This is a genomic window from Thioalkalivibrio sp. ALgr3, from assembly GCF_000377325.1.
Taxonomy (GTDB): domain Bacteria; phylum Pseudomonadota; class Gammaproteobacteria; order Ectothiorhodospirales; family Ectothiorhodospiraceae; genus Thioalkalivibrio.
In genome coordinates, this window is record NZ_KB897994.1 from 20,282 (window position 1) to 36,747 (window position 16,466).

Here is a 16,466-nt window from a genome sequence, read left to right on the forward strand (position 1 = left end):
CTCCCTCCGGGTGGCCGCGTACGGGCGGTTCGCCGCATGATAACGCAGGGGAACGAAAGGAGAACGGCATGCTGGATCCGTTTGTACCCGAGTCGGGCATGGTCGAGATCCCGGATGCCGGGGCACTGTCGGCAGGAGGGGCGGCCGATGTCGGCTGGACGCTGGACTGGAGCAGTGGCGAGGCCCGCCATCGCGAATGCCTTTATCTCCCGCGCCTGGACCCCGAACGGGATCTCTGGCCCGCCGGCGATGGTTCCGGCCTGAGCGGAAGTTCGCCGGGCGAGGCCTGCGAATGGCCGGCGGCGTCCCTGGTACCCGCGGCCGATCCCGCCGGGGTCGTGGAGTTGTCGCCGGCGGCCTTCAACCGGCGGTTGCGGCGCCACCGGGTGGTCGAGCCGCGGGCCGGAAGGTTCTATCCGCGGGGGTTCATCGCCGGACATGCCGGGATCGAGAAAGGGGACCGGGCCCTGTTTCGCGTTGGGGCCCTGGAAGAGGACCGCCTGCTGGCGGACCTGAATCACCCCCTCGCGGGGCGCGAGCTGCGTCTGACCGGTCGGGTGCTGGGCGTACATTACGGCGGTTGCGAGGGGTCCCCGGTCGACGTGACCGGGCGGCTGACCGAACGCGGGCCCGGGATGCAGGCCCGCTGGCGCGGGGTTCCGACGGATTTCTGGAGCGGCGGCGCCTGCGAGCGGGAAGATCCGGCGGACGATGCGGTGTTCTACGCCCGGCCGCGCATGGTCCACCATCTGGATGCCACCGCGCGCGCCGGGGTCGCGGCACTGTACGCCGCGCTGGTACCGCCGGGGGCGCGGGTGCTGGATCTCATGGCGAGCTGGGCATCGCATCTGGACGGGGTTGCCGAGCCGGAGGCGGTCGTCGGTCTGGGCATGAACCGGGAAGAGCTGGCCGCGAACCCGCTGCTGAACCAGGCCCTGGTGCAGGACCTGAACACCCGTCCCGGCCTGCCGTTCCCGGCGGACAGCCTGGACGCCGTGGTCTGTACCGCTTCGGTCGAGTATCTGACCCGGCCCGGCGCGGTCTTTGCCTCGGTGCGGGAAGTCCTGCGGCCGGGTGGCGTGTTTGTGGTGACGTTTTCGGATCGCTGTTTCCCCACCAAAGCGATTGCGGTCTGGGAACGGCTGTTCGACTTCGAGCGCATGGGGCTGGTGCTGGACCGGTTTCTGGAGGCGGGGTTCGCGGACCTGGCCACGTTCAGCCTGCGTGGCCTGCCGCGGCCCGCGGACGATCCCTACGCCGGACGCCTGGATCATGCCGATCCGGTGTTTGCGGTCTGGGGCACAAGTCCCCACGGGGACTCTCTGAACCGGTAAACTGCACCCTGATTCGAGATGCCCGCGCTGGCGGGCCGGCACCGACGGGGAGCGCATGGCCGCAAGCAAGGCCAAATCCACAGGCAAGGGGCAGAAATCCGGCGCGAAGACGGGGTCGAAGTCCGGCCCGAAGTCCGGCCAGGGCGCGGCGCCGTCGACGCCGCCCACGCTCAGCGGGCAGCTGCTGCGCGGGCTGCGCGAGGGCGCGCTGCTGATCTTCGGCATGCTGGCGCTGTACCTGCTGGTGGCCCTGGTGACCTATCACCCGGGCGACGCCGCCTGGTCCACCACCGGCGATGGCGACGGGACGCGCAATCTCGGCGGAACCACCGGGGCGTGGTTTGCCGACATCGCCTTTCACCTGCTGGGCCATCTGGCCTTCCTGATCCCGCTGGCGGTCGCCGGCATCGGCTGGTGGCTGTTCCGGCACCGGCGGGATGCGCGCATGGCCAGTGCCCTGGAGATCGGCGTGCGCGGCGCGGCCCTGATGGTGGCGCTGATCGCCGGTTCGGCGCTGGCGGCCCTGCACCTGTTGCCGGGTGGCATGCCGGTGCATGCCGGGGGAATCCTGGGCGACCTGTTCGGGGGCTGGGCGGTCGCCGGGCTGGGGCTGGTCGGCGGCACGCTGGTGCTGCTGGCGCTGTTCCTTGCCGGGGTCACGCTGTTCACCGGGCTGTCGTGGTTTGCGCTGATGGATGGCCTGGGGCGTGCGCTGGTGCGCGGCTGGGAGGCCGCAAGGGCGCGGCTGGAGCTGGCGCGCGACCGCCGCATCGGCCGCCAGCAGCGGGCCGGGCGCGAAGAACGCGTGGACAAGGAGCGCAAACGCACCGCCGACCGTCCGCCGAAACGGGTGGAGCCGAAGGTCGAGACCCCGCCGCCCAGCCCGCGAGTGGAGAAGGAAAAGCAGGTCCCGCTGTTTACCGCCGGCGAGGGCGCCGATCCGATCCCGCCACTGGGCCTGCTGGACGAACCCCCGGCGGCCTCCGAGGGGCATTCGGAAGAGGCCCTGCAGGCACTGTCGCGCCAGGTCGAGCTCAAGCTGAAGGACTTCGGCGTGGAGGTCGAGGTGGTCGCGGTGCAGCCGGGGCCGGTGATCACCCGCTTCGAACTGCAGCCGGCCCCGGGGGTCAAGGCCTCGCGCATCTCCGGGTTGTCCACCGACCTCGCGCGTTCGCTGTCGGTGATCGCGGTGCGCATCGTCGAGGTGATACCCGGACGCTCCACCGTGGGCCTGGAGATCCCCAACGACAACCGCGAGATCGTCGCGCTCAGCGAGATCCTGCGTTCGGAGAAGTTCGACTCCGGCAAGTCGCCGCTGACCATGGCCCTGGGCAAGGACATCGGCGGCGCGCCGGTGATGGCCGATCTGGCGAAGATGCCGCATCTGCTGGTGGCCGGCACCACCGGTTCCGGCAAGTCGGTGGGCGTCAACGCGATGCTGCTGTCGCTGCTGTACAAGGCCACCCCGGAAGAAGTGCGGCTGATCCTGATCGACCCCAAGATGCTGGAGCTGTCGGTCTACGAGGGCATCCCGCATCTGCTGTGCCCGGTGGTCACCGACATGAAGGACGCGTCCAACGCCCTGCGCTGGGCGGTGGGCGAGATGGAACGGCGCTACAAGCTGATGTCGGCGCTGGGGGTACGCAACATCGGCGGTTTCAACAAGAAGGTGCGCGACGCGCGCGCCGCCGGCGAGCCGCTGAAGGATCCGCTGTTCGACCCGGCGCAGTCGGTCACCGCGACCGAGGCGCCGGAGCTGGAGCCGCTGCCGTTCATCGTGATCGTGGTCGACGAGTTCGCCGACATGATGATGGTGGTGGGCAAGAAGGTGGAGGAGCTGATCGCGCGCCTGGCGCAGAAGGCACGCGCGGCCGGGCTGCACCTGATCCTGGCGACTCAGCGGCCGTCGGTGGACGTGATCACCGGCCTGATCAAGGCCAACATCCCCAGCCGCATCGCCTTCCAGGTGTCGTCGCGGGTGGATTCGCGCACCATCCTCGACCAGATGGGCGCGGAGCACCTGCTGGGGCATGGCGACATGCTCTACCTGCCACCGGGCAAGGCGATGCCGGAGCGCGTGCACGGGGCCTTCGTGGGCGACAACGAGGTGCACCAGGTGGTGGAGTACCTCAAGTCCACCGGCGAACCCGACTACAACGAGGCGATCCTCGACGAGCCGGAGGCCGGCGCGGCGGCGATCCCGGGGCTGGAATCGGGCGAAGGGAACGAATCGGAGTCGGATCCGCTCTATGACCAGGCGGTGCAGATCGTCACCGAGTCGCGCAAGGCCTCGATCTCGTATGTCCAGCGACGGCTGAAGATCGGGTACAACCGGGCCGCGCGCATGGTCGAGGACATGGAGGCCGCCGGGCTGGTCAGCCCGGTGCAGTCCAACGGCAACCGCGAGGTGCTGGTGCCCGATCGCTCGAACGAGTGAGGCGCACGGCCTCGTTCACTGCGGATTAAGCTGTCGCCGCGCAATCTGTTGATCCGAGTTTCCCTGACGGAGATCGCATGAACCCGCGTCCCCCGAGTTTTGCCACTGGCCCGCTGCGCGGGTCTTCCATGTTCGCCGGCCTGGTGGCGGCGTTGCTGCTCCTGTTTGCCGCGCCGGCGGCTGCGACCGATGATGCCCGCCTGGCGCTGGAACGTTTCATGGCCGGTCTGGAGACGTTCTCCGCGGAGTTCACCCAGACGGTCAGTGACGAGACCGGCTTCACCCTGCAGGAATCCGAAGGGGTGATGCATCTGGGGCTTCCCGACCGGCTGTACTGGGAGGTACGCGAGCCGTTCCCGCAGGTGGTGGTGTCCGATGGCCGTGAGCTGTGGACCTACGACCCGGACCTGGCGCAGGCCACGGTGCGCCCGCTGGGCGATGCGCTGGAGGCCACGCCGATCGCCGCCATCAGCCAGCCGGATCGGCTGGAGGAGCACTTTCGCACGCTGCTCCTGCCGGTGCCGGACGGCGAGGCCCTGCGGCTGCTGCTGCTGCCGCGCGACGAGCATGCGGATTTCGTGCGCATGATGCTGGACCTGACCCCGGAAGGCGACCTGGTGCGCATGCAGTTCGAGGACCTGTTCGGGCAGGTCACCGACGTGCGTTTCAGCGCCAGCGAGCGCAACCCGGAGCTGGATCCGGACACCTTCCGCTTCGAGGTGCCCGACGGGGCCGACGTCTACCGGCCCTGACCCGTTCCCGGCGGGGTTACAATCCCGGCATGAGTGACGACCTGTTCGACAATGATCTGTTCGGGGACGATCCCGCCGGCGGCCCGGAGGCCGGCTCGCCGGCGGACCCGTCATCGCAGTCCGCAGCCGCGGCAACGACCGTGGATCCCGCTGCCCCGCTGGCCGAGCGCATGCGCCCGGCGCGGCTGGACGAGATGGTGGGGCAGGATCACCTGGTGGGCGCGGATGCCGCGCTGCGCCGCGCGATCGAAAGCGGTCAGACCCCGTCGATGATCCTGTGGGGGCCGCCCGGCTGCGGCAAGACCACGCTGGCGCGGCTGGTGGCCGAGGCCGGTGCCCAGCGGCTGGTGACCCTGTCGGCGGTGCTGGCCGGGGTGAAAGACGTGCGCGCGGTGGTGGATGCGGCGAAGACCCGGAAGCGCAACGGCGTCGGCACGCTGCTGTTCATCGACGAGATCCACCGCTTCAACAAGGGGCAGCAGGACGCCCTGCTGCCGCATATCGAGGACGGCACGCTCACGTTCGTGGGGGCCACCACCGAGAACCCGTCGTTTGCGCTGAACAGCGCGCTGCTGTCGCGCGCCCGGGTGTACCGCATGGAATCGGTGGGGGAGGCGGCGATCGAGGACCTGATCGGGCGCGCCCTGGCGGACGCGGAGCGCGGTCTGGGCGGTCGCGGGCTGAGCCTGGCCGAAGAGGAACGCCGGCGTCTGGCCCGCGCGGCCGACGGCGACGCCCGGCGCGCCCTGAACTGGCTGGAAACCGCCTCGGATCTGGCGAGTGACGGGGTCATCACCGGCGAGGCCCTGCGCGCGGTGATGGGGGCCCAGTCGCTGGCCATGGATCGCCAGGGCGATGCGTTTTACGACCAGATCTCGGCCCTGCACAAATCGGTGCGGGGTTCCGATCCCGACGGGGCGCTGTACTGGCTGGTGCGCATGCTGGATGCCGGCTGCGACCCGGACTATCTCGGCCGGCGCCTGTTGCGCATGGCCTACGAGGACATCGGCCTGGGCGCGGTGGGGCTGGGCCAGCGGGTGCTGGCGGCGTGGCAGACCATGGAGCGCCTCGGCCGCCCGGAGGGCGACCTGGCCCTGGTACAGGCGGCGGTGGAGCTGGCCGGGGCCCCCAAGAGCAACAGCACCTATGCGGCCCTCGGACAGGCGCGGGCGGCGATCGCGGAGACCGGCAGCCCGGAGGTGCCGCTGCATCTGCGCAACGCGCCCACGGAACTGATGCGCCAGGAGGGGTTCGGCGCGGGTTATCGCTACGATCATGACGAGCCCGACGGGGTGGCCCGCGGCCAGACCTATCTGCCGGAACCGCTGCTGGACCGGCGGTTCTACACGCCGAAACGGGCCGGCACCGAACGGGTGCTGGCGGAGCGGCTGGACGGCCTGCGGGGCGACGGCCGGGATGATGGCTCCGGGGACGTTGGGGGGTAGCCGGATGCCCGGACCGCGCATGGCAACGACACCCCGATGATGAATCCGCGACCTTCGCGCCGCTGGCTGCCGGTGGCGGCGATCCTGCTCCTGCTGACCCTGGCGTGGCTGCTGTTCACCGGGGAGGTCCGTCCGCAGGATCTGCGGCTGGAGGACCTGGAGCGCTGGCTGGCGGGGTTCGGCGTGCTGGCCCCGCTGGTGTTCACACTGGCGTTCGTGGTCCTGGCCCTGCTTCCGTTGCCGAGTACCGCCTGGATTCTGCTGGCGGGGGCGCTGTTCGGGCCCCTGTACGGGGGGCTTCTGAGCCTGCTGGCGGCGACCCTGGCCGGGGTTATCGCCTTCTGGGCGTCGCGGTATTTTCTTTACCCCTGGGTAACGCCGCGCCTGGGGCCGCGCGGACGCCGCCTGTGTGCCGACGTGCGCGAGGAAGGATGGCGTGTGGTGGCGCTGACCCGACTGGTCCCGGTGTTTCCCTACGCGCCGACCAACGTGGTCCTGGGCGTGACCGGCATCCCGGTGGGCGTGTTTGCCCTCACCACTGTCATCACGCTGATCCCCAGCCTGTTCGCCTACGCCTGGCTGGGGCACAGTGCGCGCGAGGCGGTGAACGGGGCCGAGGGGCGGGTGCAGCTGGGCCTCGCCGTGCTGGCGGTGATCGCCATGACCCTGCTGTTGCCGCGCTTCGTGCGCCGCCTGTGGCAGGGTCAGCGGGGTGCGCCGGAGGCCTGATCCGCCCCTCACGTCCAGCGGGAGTCATGTGCGTGGATCAATCCGCTGCACGCAGGAGGCGATCGGCGATGTTCCCGGCCGGGCCGATCTCGCCGTGGGGAAGGTCGCCGTCGGGGTCGAGAATCCACGCGGTGATGTCCGCGTGGGTCTGCCGTGCCCCCGAATAGCGGGTGAGCAGGTGGTAGCCCTCGGGGTAGAACACCGCCCGGTGTCCGGGTCCGCCTTCGGCCAGGGGCTGCAACAGATCCGCCACCGGTTCCGGCGGGATCAGGTCGTCGCGGCCGCCGTAGAGCACCAGGCTCGGGGGTGGCAGGTCCGGAGCAGCGGCACGCGCGCGGTCCATCAGGGTGGTGAGGCCGTCCAGACTGTCCACCCGGGCATCGGCACGTACCCAGGGGTCGCGCCGCAGGCCGGCGGCCACCACCGGGTCGTCGGTGGGGCGGATATCGAGGTGGGCGGCGTCTTCCGGGGACAGCCGCAGGCCCGGGAACAGCCGGGTGGACGTCCACAGGGCCATGCGCTGATACCAGGGCAGGGCATCGCGTGCCCAGACGGCCGGGGCGATCAGGACCGTTCCGGCGACCGGCGGTGCCGGCTCGCCGGTCACCGCCAGGGTCGCCACCGCCGCGCCCATGCTCTTGCCGACCATGTACGGGCGCAGGTCCGTGTAACGTTCGTCCAGGGCGTGGAGCAGGGCGCGGGCGTCGGCGGCCAGGGCCGCGTGGCCGGCCCAGTACCCGGCCGAGTCGGTGCGGCCGAAACCGCGCTGGTCCGGGGCGTAGACCGCAATGCCGCTGGCGGCCAGCGGGCGTGCGAGGGCGTGCATGCTGCCGCCGTAGTCATTGAAACCGTGCAGGGCCAGGACCACCCGTGCGGGCTCGCGCGGACCCCAGCGGCGCAGCGGCAGTTCGCTCCCGTCGGGCATCCGGGCCAGACCCTGTTCCAGCCGCGCGGGCTCGGGATTCTCGGTGGCCGGTGCGGGAAGGCCGGCGGGCGTGGCGGCGCAGCCACCGAGCAGCAGGCCGACCAGCAGTGCCGGGAGGGGACGGGCGAGGCGTGTCATGCGCGCTCCGGAGGCGGCGGGGGGTCAGGGCTTGCTGCGCAGGTCCAGGTCATAGAGGTTGTCGCCGCCCAGCCGGAACTCGCGAAACGGCGGTCGCAGTGCCCGCGACAGCGAGTCGATCGGAGGCAGGGTGATGCCCGGGCGGCCGGAGCCGATGATCATCGGGGCGATGGTGAGATGCAGGCGATCCAGGGTGTCCGCGGCCAGGAAACGCGAGACCGTACGCCCGCCGCCCTCCACCAGCAGGCGGTTCAGGCCGCGTGCCTCGAGGTGGTCGCGCACCCGGCGGGGGGCAAAGCGTTCGCGCTGTTCGCCGTCGGCCATGACCGTCTCGACGGGCAGCTCCGCGCGTTCCACGTGGGCCGGCAGGTGATCGGGGGCATGCCCGGGCTTGTGCAGGACCAGGGTGGTCGGCCCGCCGGCCGCGAACACCTTGTGATCGGCCGCGAGGCGGCCTTCGGGGTCCAGCACCACGCGCAGCGGATTGCGGCCCTCGACCTCGCGCACCGTCAGCTGCGGGTCGTCGCTGGCGACGGTGCCGGCACCCACCACGATGGCATCCACCAGGGCCCGCAGTCGGTGCAAATGGCGGATGTCCTCCGGTCCGGTCACGTACTGGGAGTGCCCGGTATGCGTCGCGATCCGTCCGTCGAGACTCTGTCCCAGCTGGCCGATGGCGATGGTGTCGGGTTCGAGGATCGGGCCGTAGAGGTCCAGGACCTCGTGGGCGGCCGGGGCCAGCGGGCCCGGCAGGGGCTGGCAGGCCGCATTGTCACAGCGGGTCAGCAGCCATCGCCAGGCCCGCGCTTCGGTGATGATTTCTTCGCTCATGGCTTCTCCCCGAGCAGGGTTTGGGGACGGCGGCGGGGCAGTTGGGGTAGTCTGACCGTTCGAGGAGCAATCTTCATCAACCCGACTCCGTATGGAAGTACCCGATGCACAACGCCGATCGCGGGATCTTTGACCTTCGCCGGGGCCATCCGATTCGTGTCAGCGGTTCCGGAACGGATGTCCTTGCAGCGGCCGTCGAGGGCCTGACACCGGGACAGCTCGATCGTCTGACCGTGATGACCGGCGGACGGCCCCGTCTGATTCTAACCCCCCACCGGGCGTCGGCAATGGGCTGGCCGCAACCGCTGGAAGAAGGCTGGGAAGGCGTGGCGCTGCAGCCGACCGGCACGGTGGATCCGGAATCGCTGTTTGTCCTCGCCAGCGCGCCCGAAGGCTCCGATGATGCCAGTTCCGCCGCCCGCCTGCTGGAAGGCGCGGTGCTCCAGCGCGCCGCCGAGAGCGAGGCCGCCGCGCTGGAGCTGGTGCGCGCCGGTCGGCTGCTGCCGGCGGTGGTGACGGCCTTCATCCCCGATCCGGAGCCCGAGGCGATCGCCTCGGCGGTGGCCGACGGCATGCTGCTGGACGTGGACGCCGCGCAGGCGCGCGAGGTGGCGGAGCATCCGCGCCTGGAGCTGGCGCATGTCAGCGAGGCCCCGGTACCGCTGGCGGACGCTCCGGTGACCCGGTTCATGCTGTTTCGCGAGGGCAACGGGATCCAGGAACACGTGGCAGTGGTGATCGGCGAGCCGAGCCGCTGGCCGGATCCGGTGCCGGTGCGCCTGCATTCGGCCTGCCTGACCGGCGACCTGTTCGGCAGCCTGCGCTGCGACTGCGGGGATCAGCTGCGTCGCGGGGTCAAGATGATCAACGACAGCGGTGGCGGGGTGCTGCTGTATCTCGCCCAGGAAGGCCGCGGCATCGGTCTGGCCAACAAGCTGCGGGCCTACACCATGCAGCATGCCGGCATGGACACCATCGATTCCGACTGCCAGCTCGGCTTCGGTGCCGACGGGCGCCGCTACGAGGCGGCGGTGGAGATGCTGGAGTTCCTCGGGATCGAGCGTGTGCGCGTGCTGACCAACAACCCCGCCAAGATCGAGGCGCTGCGCGCCGGCGGGATCGAGGTGGCGTCGCGCGAACCGGTGCACGGCACCGTCAACCCGCACAACCTGCGCTATCTCAGCACCAAGGCGGATCGTGGCGGGCACTGGCTGGAAGAACTGCTCGCCGCCGAGGCCGAGCGCGGCTAGGGGGGTGCTCAGACCCCCTTGATCTGATCGTCGCGCCAGGCGTCGAGGAAGCGCTGCTGCGACTCGGTCAGGGTGTCGAGGCCGATGCCCAGGGTCTCCAGCTTGAGCTCGGCCACCTCGCGGTCCACCGCGTCGGGCACCGGGTGGACACCGGGCTCCAGCCCCGCCGCGCGCTCGACCAGATGGCAGGCGGCGACGATCTGCATGGCGAAGGTCTGATCCATCACCTCGGCCGGGTGGCCCATGGCGGTGGGCGTGGCCAGATTCACCAGCCGCCCCTCGCAGACCAGATGCAGGCGGCGGCCGTCGGCCAGGCGATACTCCATGATGCCCGGCCGCGCTTCGTGCGGCGGCTCGACGCTCAGCCCCGCCAGCGCCTCGGCGTCGATCTCCACGTTGAAGTGGCCGGCGTTGGCCAGCAGCGCGCCGTCGGCCATCGCCTCGAAGTGCTCGGCGCGGATCACGTCGCGGTTGCCGGTGGTGGTGATGAAGATCTCGCCCCAGGCGGCCGCCTCCAGCATTGGCATGACCTCGAAGCCGGCCATGTGGGCGCGCAGTGCCTGGCGCGGTTCGATCTCGGTGATCGCCACCCGGGCCCCCAGTGCCCGCGCCTTGCCGGCGATGCCGAGACCGCAGTCACCAAAGCCGGCCACCACCACCCGCTTGCCGGCCAGCAGCAGATTGGTGGTCAGCAGCAGGTTGGTGAGCGACGACTCGCCGGTGCCGTGGATGTTGTCGAACTCGTGCTTCATCGGCGTGTTGTTCACCGCATAGGCGGGGAACGGCAGGGCGTCGGCGCGCGCCATCGCCTGCAGCCGCTGGACACCGGTGGTGGTCTGCTCGCACATGCCGATGAAGCCGTCGAGCAGCGCCGGGCGCTGGTGGACCAGCCGCGCGGTCAGCTCGGCGGCGTCGTCGAGGATGAAGGTCGGTCCGTGGTCCAGCGCCTGCAGGTGCAGCGCCTCCAGCTCCGCCTCGGAGACCCCGCGCCGGGCGTAGCCGGTGATGCCGTCCTGCTCGTTGAGGGCGGCGACCACATCGTCCTGACTGGAGCCCGGCTCGCTGCCGGTGAACACTACCTCGGCGCCGGCGGCGGCGAGCGTCTCGACGAACACGCCCGTCTTGGCCTCCACATGAGAGCAGACACCCAGGGTGATGCCGGCCAGCGGCCGGCTGTGGCCGAGGCGTTCACGCAGGGCGGCGTGCACCGGCATGTGCTCCCTTGCCCAGGCGAGTTTCTGGCGACCCTGTTCGATGTCTGCGGCCATGACGTCCTCCCGTGAATGCGAAAGGCGGGAGTGTGCCGCGCCCCGGTGGGGACGTCCACCGTCGTCAGAGCAGGGCCACCACGAGGATGGCCACCAGGCCCAGGGCGAGCAGGCCGAGCATGACCACGGGCGAGGCTCCCGCGGCACGCTGCGCCCGCCGGCCCGCGCGGCCCTTGAAGGTCATCGCCAGGGCATGCGAGGCGGCATCGAGATGAGCATGCAGTTCCGCGTGCAGCCGCCGCGACCGTTCTTCATCGAGGGGTTCGAGAATCCGGCCGTCGATCCGCGCCCGGCCGTTGTCGAAGCCGACGGTCACGATATCCACCGGCGAGTGGCGTTCGGCGCGGAACAGGTCGACCAGCGCGGTCTGCGCGCTGGGGCTGGTCCTGAGGGCCTCGTGATCCGCTGCAGAGGCGGCGCGAATGCGCACACGCCGGGTCAGCCGTGAATCCGGCAGGGGGCGTTCCAGCGGCCCCAGCAAAGGGCGCAGCAGGCGCTGCCACCAGCGTCGGCGCCGGAGGGTCAGACAAAGGTCCGGCGGGGCGTCCCGCTCGATCCGGAGCAGGTCGCCGGACGCGGCTGCCTGCGACGGGGTCCCGGGGGACGCGCCCGGTGCGGGCCCGGGCAGGTCCGCGCGCAGCGGGGCGGGGTGCCCGGGCGGATGCATGGGTGAATGCATGGGTGAAGGTCCCTCCGATTCAGCATCTTGGCCAGACCTTGAGGGAATTCACACGGCGGAACAATACACCCAATGGGCCATTCCGTTAGCCGGGCGTGAAGCCGCGCGGCCCGCGCCGCGTCGGGCTACTGCATGACCCAGTTGCCGTAGACGTCGCGGCAGGCGGTGCCGGTGATGGTCTCCGCTTCGCCGTCGATGGTCGCCAGCACTTCGTATTCGCGGCACGGGCGGCCGTCGCGTTCATAGGTACGTTTCGGCGTGGCCCGGTACTGCTGTCCGGTGTTGGGATTGCGCCACTCCCGGGTTTCGCGGTCGGGGGCGGTCTCCAGGGTCTGCTGCACGCGCATGCGGTCGACCTCGTCCATGGAGCGGCCGATGGCACCGCCAATGGCCGCACCGGCGAGGGTCCCCGCGATGGTGGCGGCCATCTGCCCGCGGCCGCCGCCGATCTGGCTGCCGATGACGCCCCCGGCCGCGCCGCCGATGACCGCGCCGGTCTGTTCGCGGGTGGGAGGGTGGGTGCAGGCGGCCAGGGCCAGGGCGGTGCCGCCAACGATGGTGACGATGAGGGACTGGCGAACGAACTTCATGGTTTTCTCCCCAAGGCCGCCCACCGCGCCGCGTGAATGCGGACCTGCAGCCTTGACGTGCCGTTGTAATGGTTCCATTCAGGAGACCCCGCAAGCTGTATCCGGGTTCCCGGCGGCCACGGATCCCGTGCATCCGGTTCCAGCGCATTGAACCAGATCCCCTGCAGGTCGCCATCGGCCGTCTCCAGACGCAGCCGCAGATGGCGTCCGTCGCCCATCCGGCGCAGGCCGCGCAGTACTCCATCCCAGACGAACACCGGGCGCGGGAAACCGCGGCCCCAGGGGGCCAGGGCGTCGATCTGCTCGAGGGTCCCGGCCGCCAGGGCACGCGGGGACGGGCCCTCGCCATCGATCTCCAGCACCGGGCCGGGTGTCCAGCCGTGCTCGCGCTGGCTGTCGGCGCAGACCCGTTCCCAGGCACGAGCCAGGCGTTCGCGGTCGGCGCGGGCCAGCGTCAGGCCGCCTGCCTGCGCGTGGCCGCCGTATTTCTCCAGCAGATCGGGTTCGGTGGCGGCCATCGCGGCGAATGCATCGGCGACATGGAAGCCGGGTACCCCGCGCGCGGAGCCGGTCACCCGCCGGTCGCACTCCCATACCGGCGATACGCACAGCACCGGCAGGCCGCGGGCCTCGACCATGCGCGAGGCGATGATGCCGTGTACCCCCGGGTGGCCGTCGGGCAGCCACAGGCACAGACCCGAGACCCCGCGGGCGGCGGCCCGGGCGGCCTCCTCACGCGCACGCACGGTGAGCTCGCGCTCGATGCGGCGCCGATTGTCGTTCTCCTCGTCCAGAGCCGACCACCAGTGCTCGGCTTCCGCTTCGTCCTCCGCCAGCAGGAAGCGGACCCCGGCCATTGCCTCGTCCAGGCGGCCGCGGGCGTTGATGCGCGGGCCCAGACCAAAGGCCAGGTCGGATTCGTCCAGCGGGCGCTCGCCGCCGGTGAGCCGCCGCGCCGCGACCCGCCAGCAGGGCCGCGCGTTGTCGGCGTTCATGCGCCGCAGGCCCTGATGGACCACCACCCGGTTGTTGAGGCTGTCGCCCAGCGTCACGCAGTCGGCCACGGTGCCCGCGGCCACTTCGGCCAGCAGGTCGATCAGCAGTGCCCGCCCGGCGGCATCCTCGCGTCCGGTGTCCTGCTGGCGCAGGCGGTGGACGCGCATCAGCAGCAGCCAGGCCACCATGCAGCCGGCGATCGCGGGGTCGCCGTAGCGGCTGTCGCTGCGCGCCGGGCTGACGCAGGCCAGCGCCGAGGCGGGCACGCCGTCCGCCGGGATCACGTGATGGTCGGTGACGATGGTGTCGATGCCGGCGGCGCGCAGGCGGGCGATGCGTGCCTCGTCGCCGGATCCGTTGTCGGCGGTGATCACCAGATCGGGCGGGGGCCGGGCGGCGAGTATGCGCTCGGCCAGGGCGTCGGACAGGCCGTAGCCCTCGCGCAGCCGGTGGCCGATCCAGGACTGCAGACGCACCTCCGGGTGACCCAGTACCCGGGTCAGGCCGCGATACAAAAGCGCGTGACTGGTGACACCGTCGACGTCGTGGTCGGTTTCCAGGGCCACGGTCTCGCCGGCCTCCAGCGCCCGCAGGATGCGCTGCGCCGCCGTGTCCAGATCGGGCAGGGCGTCGGGGGGTGTCAGGGCGCGCAGCGGGCGTTCGACAAAGCCGGCCCGCAGGACATCCGGGTTGGTCTCGCACACCCGGGCGGCGATCAGGCGGGCCTGCAGCGGGGTCAGTCCGGCCGCGCGCGCCGCGGCCTCCACGTCCGGGTCCGGCCGGCGCCGGACCCAGGTCGGCTCCGGCGGCGGCACCAGGTTCTGATCAGGCGGGGGATCCGTGCTGGACATCGGGGCACCGCGACCGTGGGTCGTCGGGAAACGGGCGCACAGGATAGAGGGGGCGGCGCGTACCGGGAAGTGTCCCGTCCGCGGGCAGGGCAACGCCCGTCCCGGGAAGCGGTTCGGTCCGTCAGTGGTCGGACGCCGCCGCGGGCCACAGGGCCGGCCACAGGCGCAGGGTCAGCAGCGCCAGCCCGGCCGTGGCGAGGGTGATCCCGGCGGCGGCCAGTGCCGGACCGACGAGCCAGCCGCCGATGGCGGTGACGGCTGCCCCGGCGTTGAGCAGGCCCCACTGGGTCCAGGACCACGGGCCCGCGCGCACCGGCCGCTCCATGAAACGCGGGATCATGTGTTCCGCCAGTCCGGCGATGAACGGGGTCACGAACCCGAGCAGGAAGACATGCAGTGCACCCGGCCACGGCCCGCCGGGCGGAAGCAGGTCGCCGTGCAGCGCCAGCAGGCCCCCGGCGATCGCCAGCCACACGACCGTGGACAGCAGATGGGCGCGGCTGGCCGGCGCCAGGGCGATGCCCACCGGCGCCGAGTGGCCGCTGCGCTCGGGCGTGCCGGCCACGATTTCGCGCGCCTCCTCCGGACTCTGCACACCGACCCCGCGCAGTTCGCCGTCCACGACCAGTGCGGGGACGGTCTTCAGGCGCAGCCGCTGGACCAGTTCGCGGCCTTCGGGCGTGCCCATGTCCACCACGCTGAAGTCGAACTCGCGTTCGGCTGCGATCCGGCTCCACACGGCCTCGGCCGAATCGCAGGAGGGGCACCACTGAGAGACAAGAAGCTGTACGCGCGTGCGTGCCTCCGGGATCAGTCGGCGCAGCGCATGCACTGGACGCCGTAACGTTCGATCCACTGTTCCAGCGACTCGCGGGCCCGCTCCCCGGTGTACAGGTGCTCGCGCGCGGTCTCCGGGTCGTCCGGGCGCAGGCGCAGCAGCCAGGCCTCGTCGTAGGGTGCACGGTTGACCAGGTCGGGCTGTGCGGTCACCGCGGCATTCACCTCCTCGATGGTGCCGTCGAACGGTGCGGGCACTCCGCCGGCCCATTTGCCGGATTCCAGCCGTGCCAGTGTCTTGCCGCGCCTGCGGTGCGTGCCGGGGCGCTTGAACGTGGTGTACTGCAGGCGCCCGGCCATGGTCTGCGCCGGGTCGGTCAGCCCCAGGGTAAAACTGCCGTCGGCCTCCTCGCGGGCCCACAGGTAATCCAGGTCGTAGTAGAGATCCTCGGGGATCTCGCAGCCGCGATATTCGCTCATGATCAGGCCTCCCCGGGACCGCGCCGGCGCACCGTGAGCAGGATGTTGAGGGTGAACAGCAGCATGGCCGCCCAGGTCAGCAGGCCCCCCGCGAGCAGGATCTCGCGGCTGCCGGCCAGCCAGCCGGCGGCCATCGCCGGCAGACCGGCGTTGGCCAGCACGAACTGGGCATCGGCGGTGCGCTCGGAAAACAGGTTGCGTCCCGAAAAGCGGGGCAGGGCATGGAGGCCGATCCCGTAGATCATCATGGTGACGAAGCCCAGCAGCATCAGGTGGGCATGCAGGCGCACCGCATCGCCGGTGATCGTGCCCGGCGCCAGCAGCCAGAGGACGGCCACCCCGCCACCGAGCAGGGCATAGACGAGAGCGATGGTGATGAACAGACGGTTGCGCGTCAGCACGCCTTTCTCCATTCCGAAAAGATTTATACTGAATCAACCTTATAGTCGGAAGGTGTCGGGGTCAACGTATCTGTGCTAGAGAAAAAGGGGTGTTGCAACCCACAGTAAGAAAATCAAACTTGCTCCAGAGATACATCTTTTATTAGCGTTCCCGGCTCCACCTGAATGCCGAGGAATGTCTGCATGCTGGAATCCGGGACCCGCGAGATCGTCAAATCCACCGTGCCCGTGCTGGCGGAGCACGGCGAAACCATCACCCGGCGTTTCTATGCCCGGATGTTCGAGGCCCATCCGGAGCTCAGGAACGTCTTCAACCAGGCGCATCAGGCCGCCGGTGAACAGCCGCAGGCCCTGGCCCGGGCAGTGATGGCGTGGGCCGAGCACATCGACGAGCCGCAGGTGCTGGAAGACACCGTGCGCCGGATCGCACACTAGGGAAACACTGATCAATGTACACGTTCGCGCTCGAGTCGCTTTTGCGTGCGAACAAGGCGCGGCGACCGCCGTGCAGTCATTCTGCACAAGGGAGCCGCAACGCCGTGCGCGCGCCCGTTTTTGATCAACAACGGGCGGCCGAGCCCCT

General features: G+C 70.7%; 16 protein-coding genes. 7 read left to right on the top strand and 9 right to left on the bottom strand.

What is annotated here, in order from left to right; all coding sequences use genetic code 11:
• Positions 1-68: 68 nt before the first annotated feature.
• The 5 genes from C998_RS0112365 (at position 69) to C998_RS0112385 (ending at position 6,697) form a co-directional block, all read left to right on the top strand.
• Positions 69-1,334 carry a methyltransferase domain-containing protein gene (locus tag C998_RS0112365; RefSeq protein ID WP_018871189.1) on the top strand — a complete coding sequence of 422 codons (1,266 nt, stop codon included), beginning with the start codon at positions 69-71 and terminating at the stop codon, positions 1,332-1,334.
• Positions 1,335-1,389: 55 nt separating this feature from the next.
• The gene (locus C998_RS0112370; RefSeq protein ID WP_018871190.1) at positions 1,390-3,771 is read left to right on the top strand and encodes a DNA translocase FtsK; all 2,382 of its coding nucleotides are present in this window, start codon (positions 1,390-1,392) and stop codon (positions 3,769-3,771) included.
• A 128-nt stretch (positions 3,772-3,899) separates the two neighbouring features.
• A complete protein-coding gene (lolA, locus tag C998_RS0112375) occupies positions 3,900-4,523 on the top strand; it encodes an outer membrane lipoprotein chaperone LolA (RefSeq protein ID WP_026279617.1) in 624 nt (207 codons plus the stop codon).
• Positions 4,524-4,552: 29 nt separating this feature from the next.
• Positions 4,553-5,968 (top strand): replication-associated recombination protein A, encoded by a 1,416-nt coding sequence (locus C998_RS0112380; protein WP_018871192.1) that lies wholly within the window; start codon positions 4,553-4,555, stop codon positions 5,966-5,968.
• 39 nt (positions 5,969-6,007) lie between these two features.
• Positions 6,008-6,697, top strand: a complete 690-nt coding sequence (locus tag C998_RS0112385) for a TVP38/TMEM64 family protein (protein ID WP_038082062.1) — start codon at positions 6,008-6,010, stop codon at positions 6,695-6,697.
• Between the two features lie 37 nt (positions 6,698-6,734).
• On the opposite strand, the gene C998_RS0112390 is transcribed toward C998_RS0112385, so the two are convergent.
• On the bottom strand, positions 6,735-7,760 hold the full coding sequence (locus C998_RS0112390; protein ID WP_018871194.1) for an alpha/beta fold hydrolase: 1,026 nt from the start codon (positions 7,758-7,760) through the stop codon (positions 6,735-6,737).
• Positions 7,761-7,784: 24 nt separating this feature from the next.
• Positions 7,785-8,591 (bottom strand): RibD family protein, encoded by an 807-nt coding sequence (locus C998_RS0112395; RefSeq protein ID WP_018871195.1) that lies wholly within the window; start codon positions 8,589-8,591, stop codon positions 7,785-7,787.
• Between the two features lie 104 nt (positions 8,592-8,695).
• Between C998_RS0112395 and ribA the strand changes: the two genes are divergently transcribed.
• On the top strand, positions 8,696-9,841 hold the full coding sequence (ribA, locus tag C998_RS0112400) for a GTP cyclohydrolase II RibA (protein ID WP_018871196.1): 1,146 nt from the start codon (positions 8,696-8,698) through the stop codon (positions 9,839-9,841).
• A gap of 8 nt (positions 9,842-9,849) precedes the next feature.
• Here the strand turns inward: ribA and C998_RS0112405 are convergent, their stop codons facing one another.
• The 7 genes from C998_RS0112405 to C998_RS0112435 form a co-directional block, all read right to left on the bottom strand.
• Complete coding sequence (locus C998_RS0112405; protein ID WP_018871197.1) at positions 9,850-11,109, bottom strand: adenosylhomocysteinase; 1,260 nt, start codon at positions 11,107-11,109, stop codon at positions 9,850-9,852.
• Positions 11,110-11,173: 64 nt separating this feature from the next.
• On the bottom strand, positions 11,174-11,788 hold the full coding sequence (locus C998_RS0112410; RefSeq protein WP_231364998.1) for a hypothetical protein: 615 nt from the start codon (positions 11,786-11,788) through the stop codon (positions 11,174-11,176).
• A 125-nt stretch (positions 11,789-11,913) separates the two neighbouring features.
• Positions 11,914-12,378: a glycine zipper 2TM domain-containing protein gene (locus C998_RS0112415; protein WP_018871199.1), complete on the bottom strand. Its 465-nt coding sequence runs from the start codon at positions 12,376-12,378 to the stop codon at positions 11,914-11,916.
• Complete coding sequence (locus tag C998_RS0112420) at positions 12,375-14,225, bottom strand: DHH family phosphoesterase (protein ID WP_018871200.1); 1,851 nt, start codon at positions 14,223-14,225, stop codon at positions 12,375-12,377. The genes C998_RS0112415 and C998_RS0112420 overlap by 4 nt, the downstream gene beginning before the upstream one ends.
• Before the next feature lie 121 nt (positions 14,226-14,346).
• Positions 14,347-15,057, bottom strand: a complete 711-nt coding sequence (locus C998_RS0112425; protein ID WP_018871201.1) for a thioredoxin family protein — start codon at positions 15,055-15,057, stop codon at positions 14,347-14,349.
• Positions 15,036-15,482, bottom strand: a complete 447-nt coding sequence (locus tag C998_RS0112430) for a glycine cleavage system protein H (protein ID WP_018871202.1) — start codon at positions 15,480-15,482, stop codon at positions 15,036-15,038. The genes C998_RS0112425 and C998_RS0112430 overlap by 22 nt, the downstream gene beginning before the upstream one ends.
• Before the next feature lie 2 nt (positions 15,483-15,484).
• Positions 15,485-15,883: a hypothetical protein gene (locus C998_RS0112435; RefSeq protein WP_018871203.1), complete on the bottom strand. Its 399-nt coding sequence runs from the start codon at positions 15,881-15,883 to the stop codon at positions 15,485-15,487.
• Positions 15,884-16,066: 183 nt separating this feature from the next.
• On the opposite strand from C998_RS0112435, the gene C998_RS0112440 reads away from it, so the two are divergent.
• Positions 16,067-16,318, top strand: a complete 252-nt coding sequence (locus C998_RS0112440; protein WP_018871204.1) for a globin domain-containing protein — start codon at positions 16,067-16,069, stop codon at positions 16,316-16,318.
• The last annotated feature ends 148 nt before the right edge of the window (positions 16,319-16,466 follow it).

Coding starts and splice junctions, on each gene's coding strand:
- C998_RS0112365 (WP_018871189.1), top strand. CDS start 69: ATGCTGGATCCGTTTGTACCCGAGTCGGGCATGGTCGAGATCCCGGAT.
- C998_RS0112370 (WP_018871190.1), top strand. CDS start 1,390: ATGGCCGCAAGCAAGGCCAAATCCACAGGCAAGGGGCAGAAATCCGGC.
- lolA (WP_026279617.1), top strand. CDS start 3,900: ATGTTCGCCGGCCTGGTGGCGGCGTTGCTGCTCCTGTTTGCCGCGCCG.
- C998_RS0112380 (WP_018871192.1), top strand. CDS start 4,553: ATGAGTGACGACCTGTTCGACAATGATCTGTTCGGGGACGATCCCGCC.
- C998_RS0112385 (WP_038082062.1), top strand. CDS start 6,008: ATGAATCCGCGACCTTCGCGCCGCTGGCTGCCGGTGGCGGCGATCCTG.
- C998_RS0112390 (WP_018871194.1), bottom strand. CDS start 7,760: ATGACACGCCTCGCCCGTCCCCTCCCGGCACTGCTGGTCGGCCTGCTG.
- C998_RS0112395 (WP_018871195.1), bottom strand. CDS start 8,591: ATGAGCGAAGAAATCATCACCGAAGCGCGGGCCTGGCGATGGCTGCTG.
- ribA (WP_018871196.1), top strand. CDS start 8,696: ATGCACAACGCCGATCGCGGGATCTTTGACCTTCGCCGGGGCCATCCG.
- C998_RS0112405 (WP_018871197.1), bottom strand. CDS start 11,109: ATGGCCGCAGACATCGAACAGGGTCGCCAGAAACTCGCCTGGGCAAGG.
- C998_RS0112410 (WP_231364998.1), bottom strand. CDS start 11,788: ATGCATTCACCCATGCATCCGCCCGGGCACCCCGCCCCGCTGCGCGCG.
- C998_RS0112415 (WP_018871199.1), bottom strand. CDS start 12,378: ATGAAGTTCGTTCGCCAGTCCCTCATCGTCACCATCGTTGGCGGCACC.
- C998_RS0112420 (WP_018871200.1), bottom strand. CDS start 14,225: ATGTCCAGCACGGATCCCCCGCCTGATCAGAACCTGGTGCCGCCGCCG.
- C998_RS0112430 (WP_018871202.1), bottom strand. CDS start 15,482: ATGAGCGAATATCGCGGCTGCGAGATCCCCGAGGATCTCTACTACGAC.
- C998_RS0112440 (WP_018871204.1), top strand. CDS start 16,067: ATGCTGGAATCCGGGACCCGCGAGATCGTCAAATCCACCGTGCCCGTG.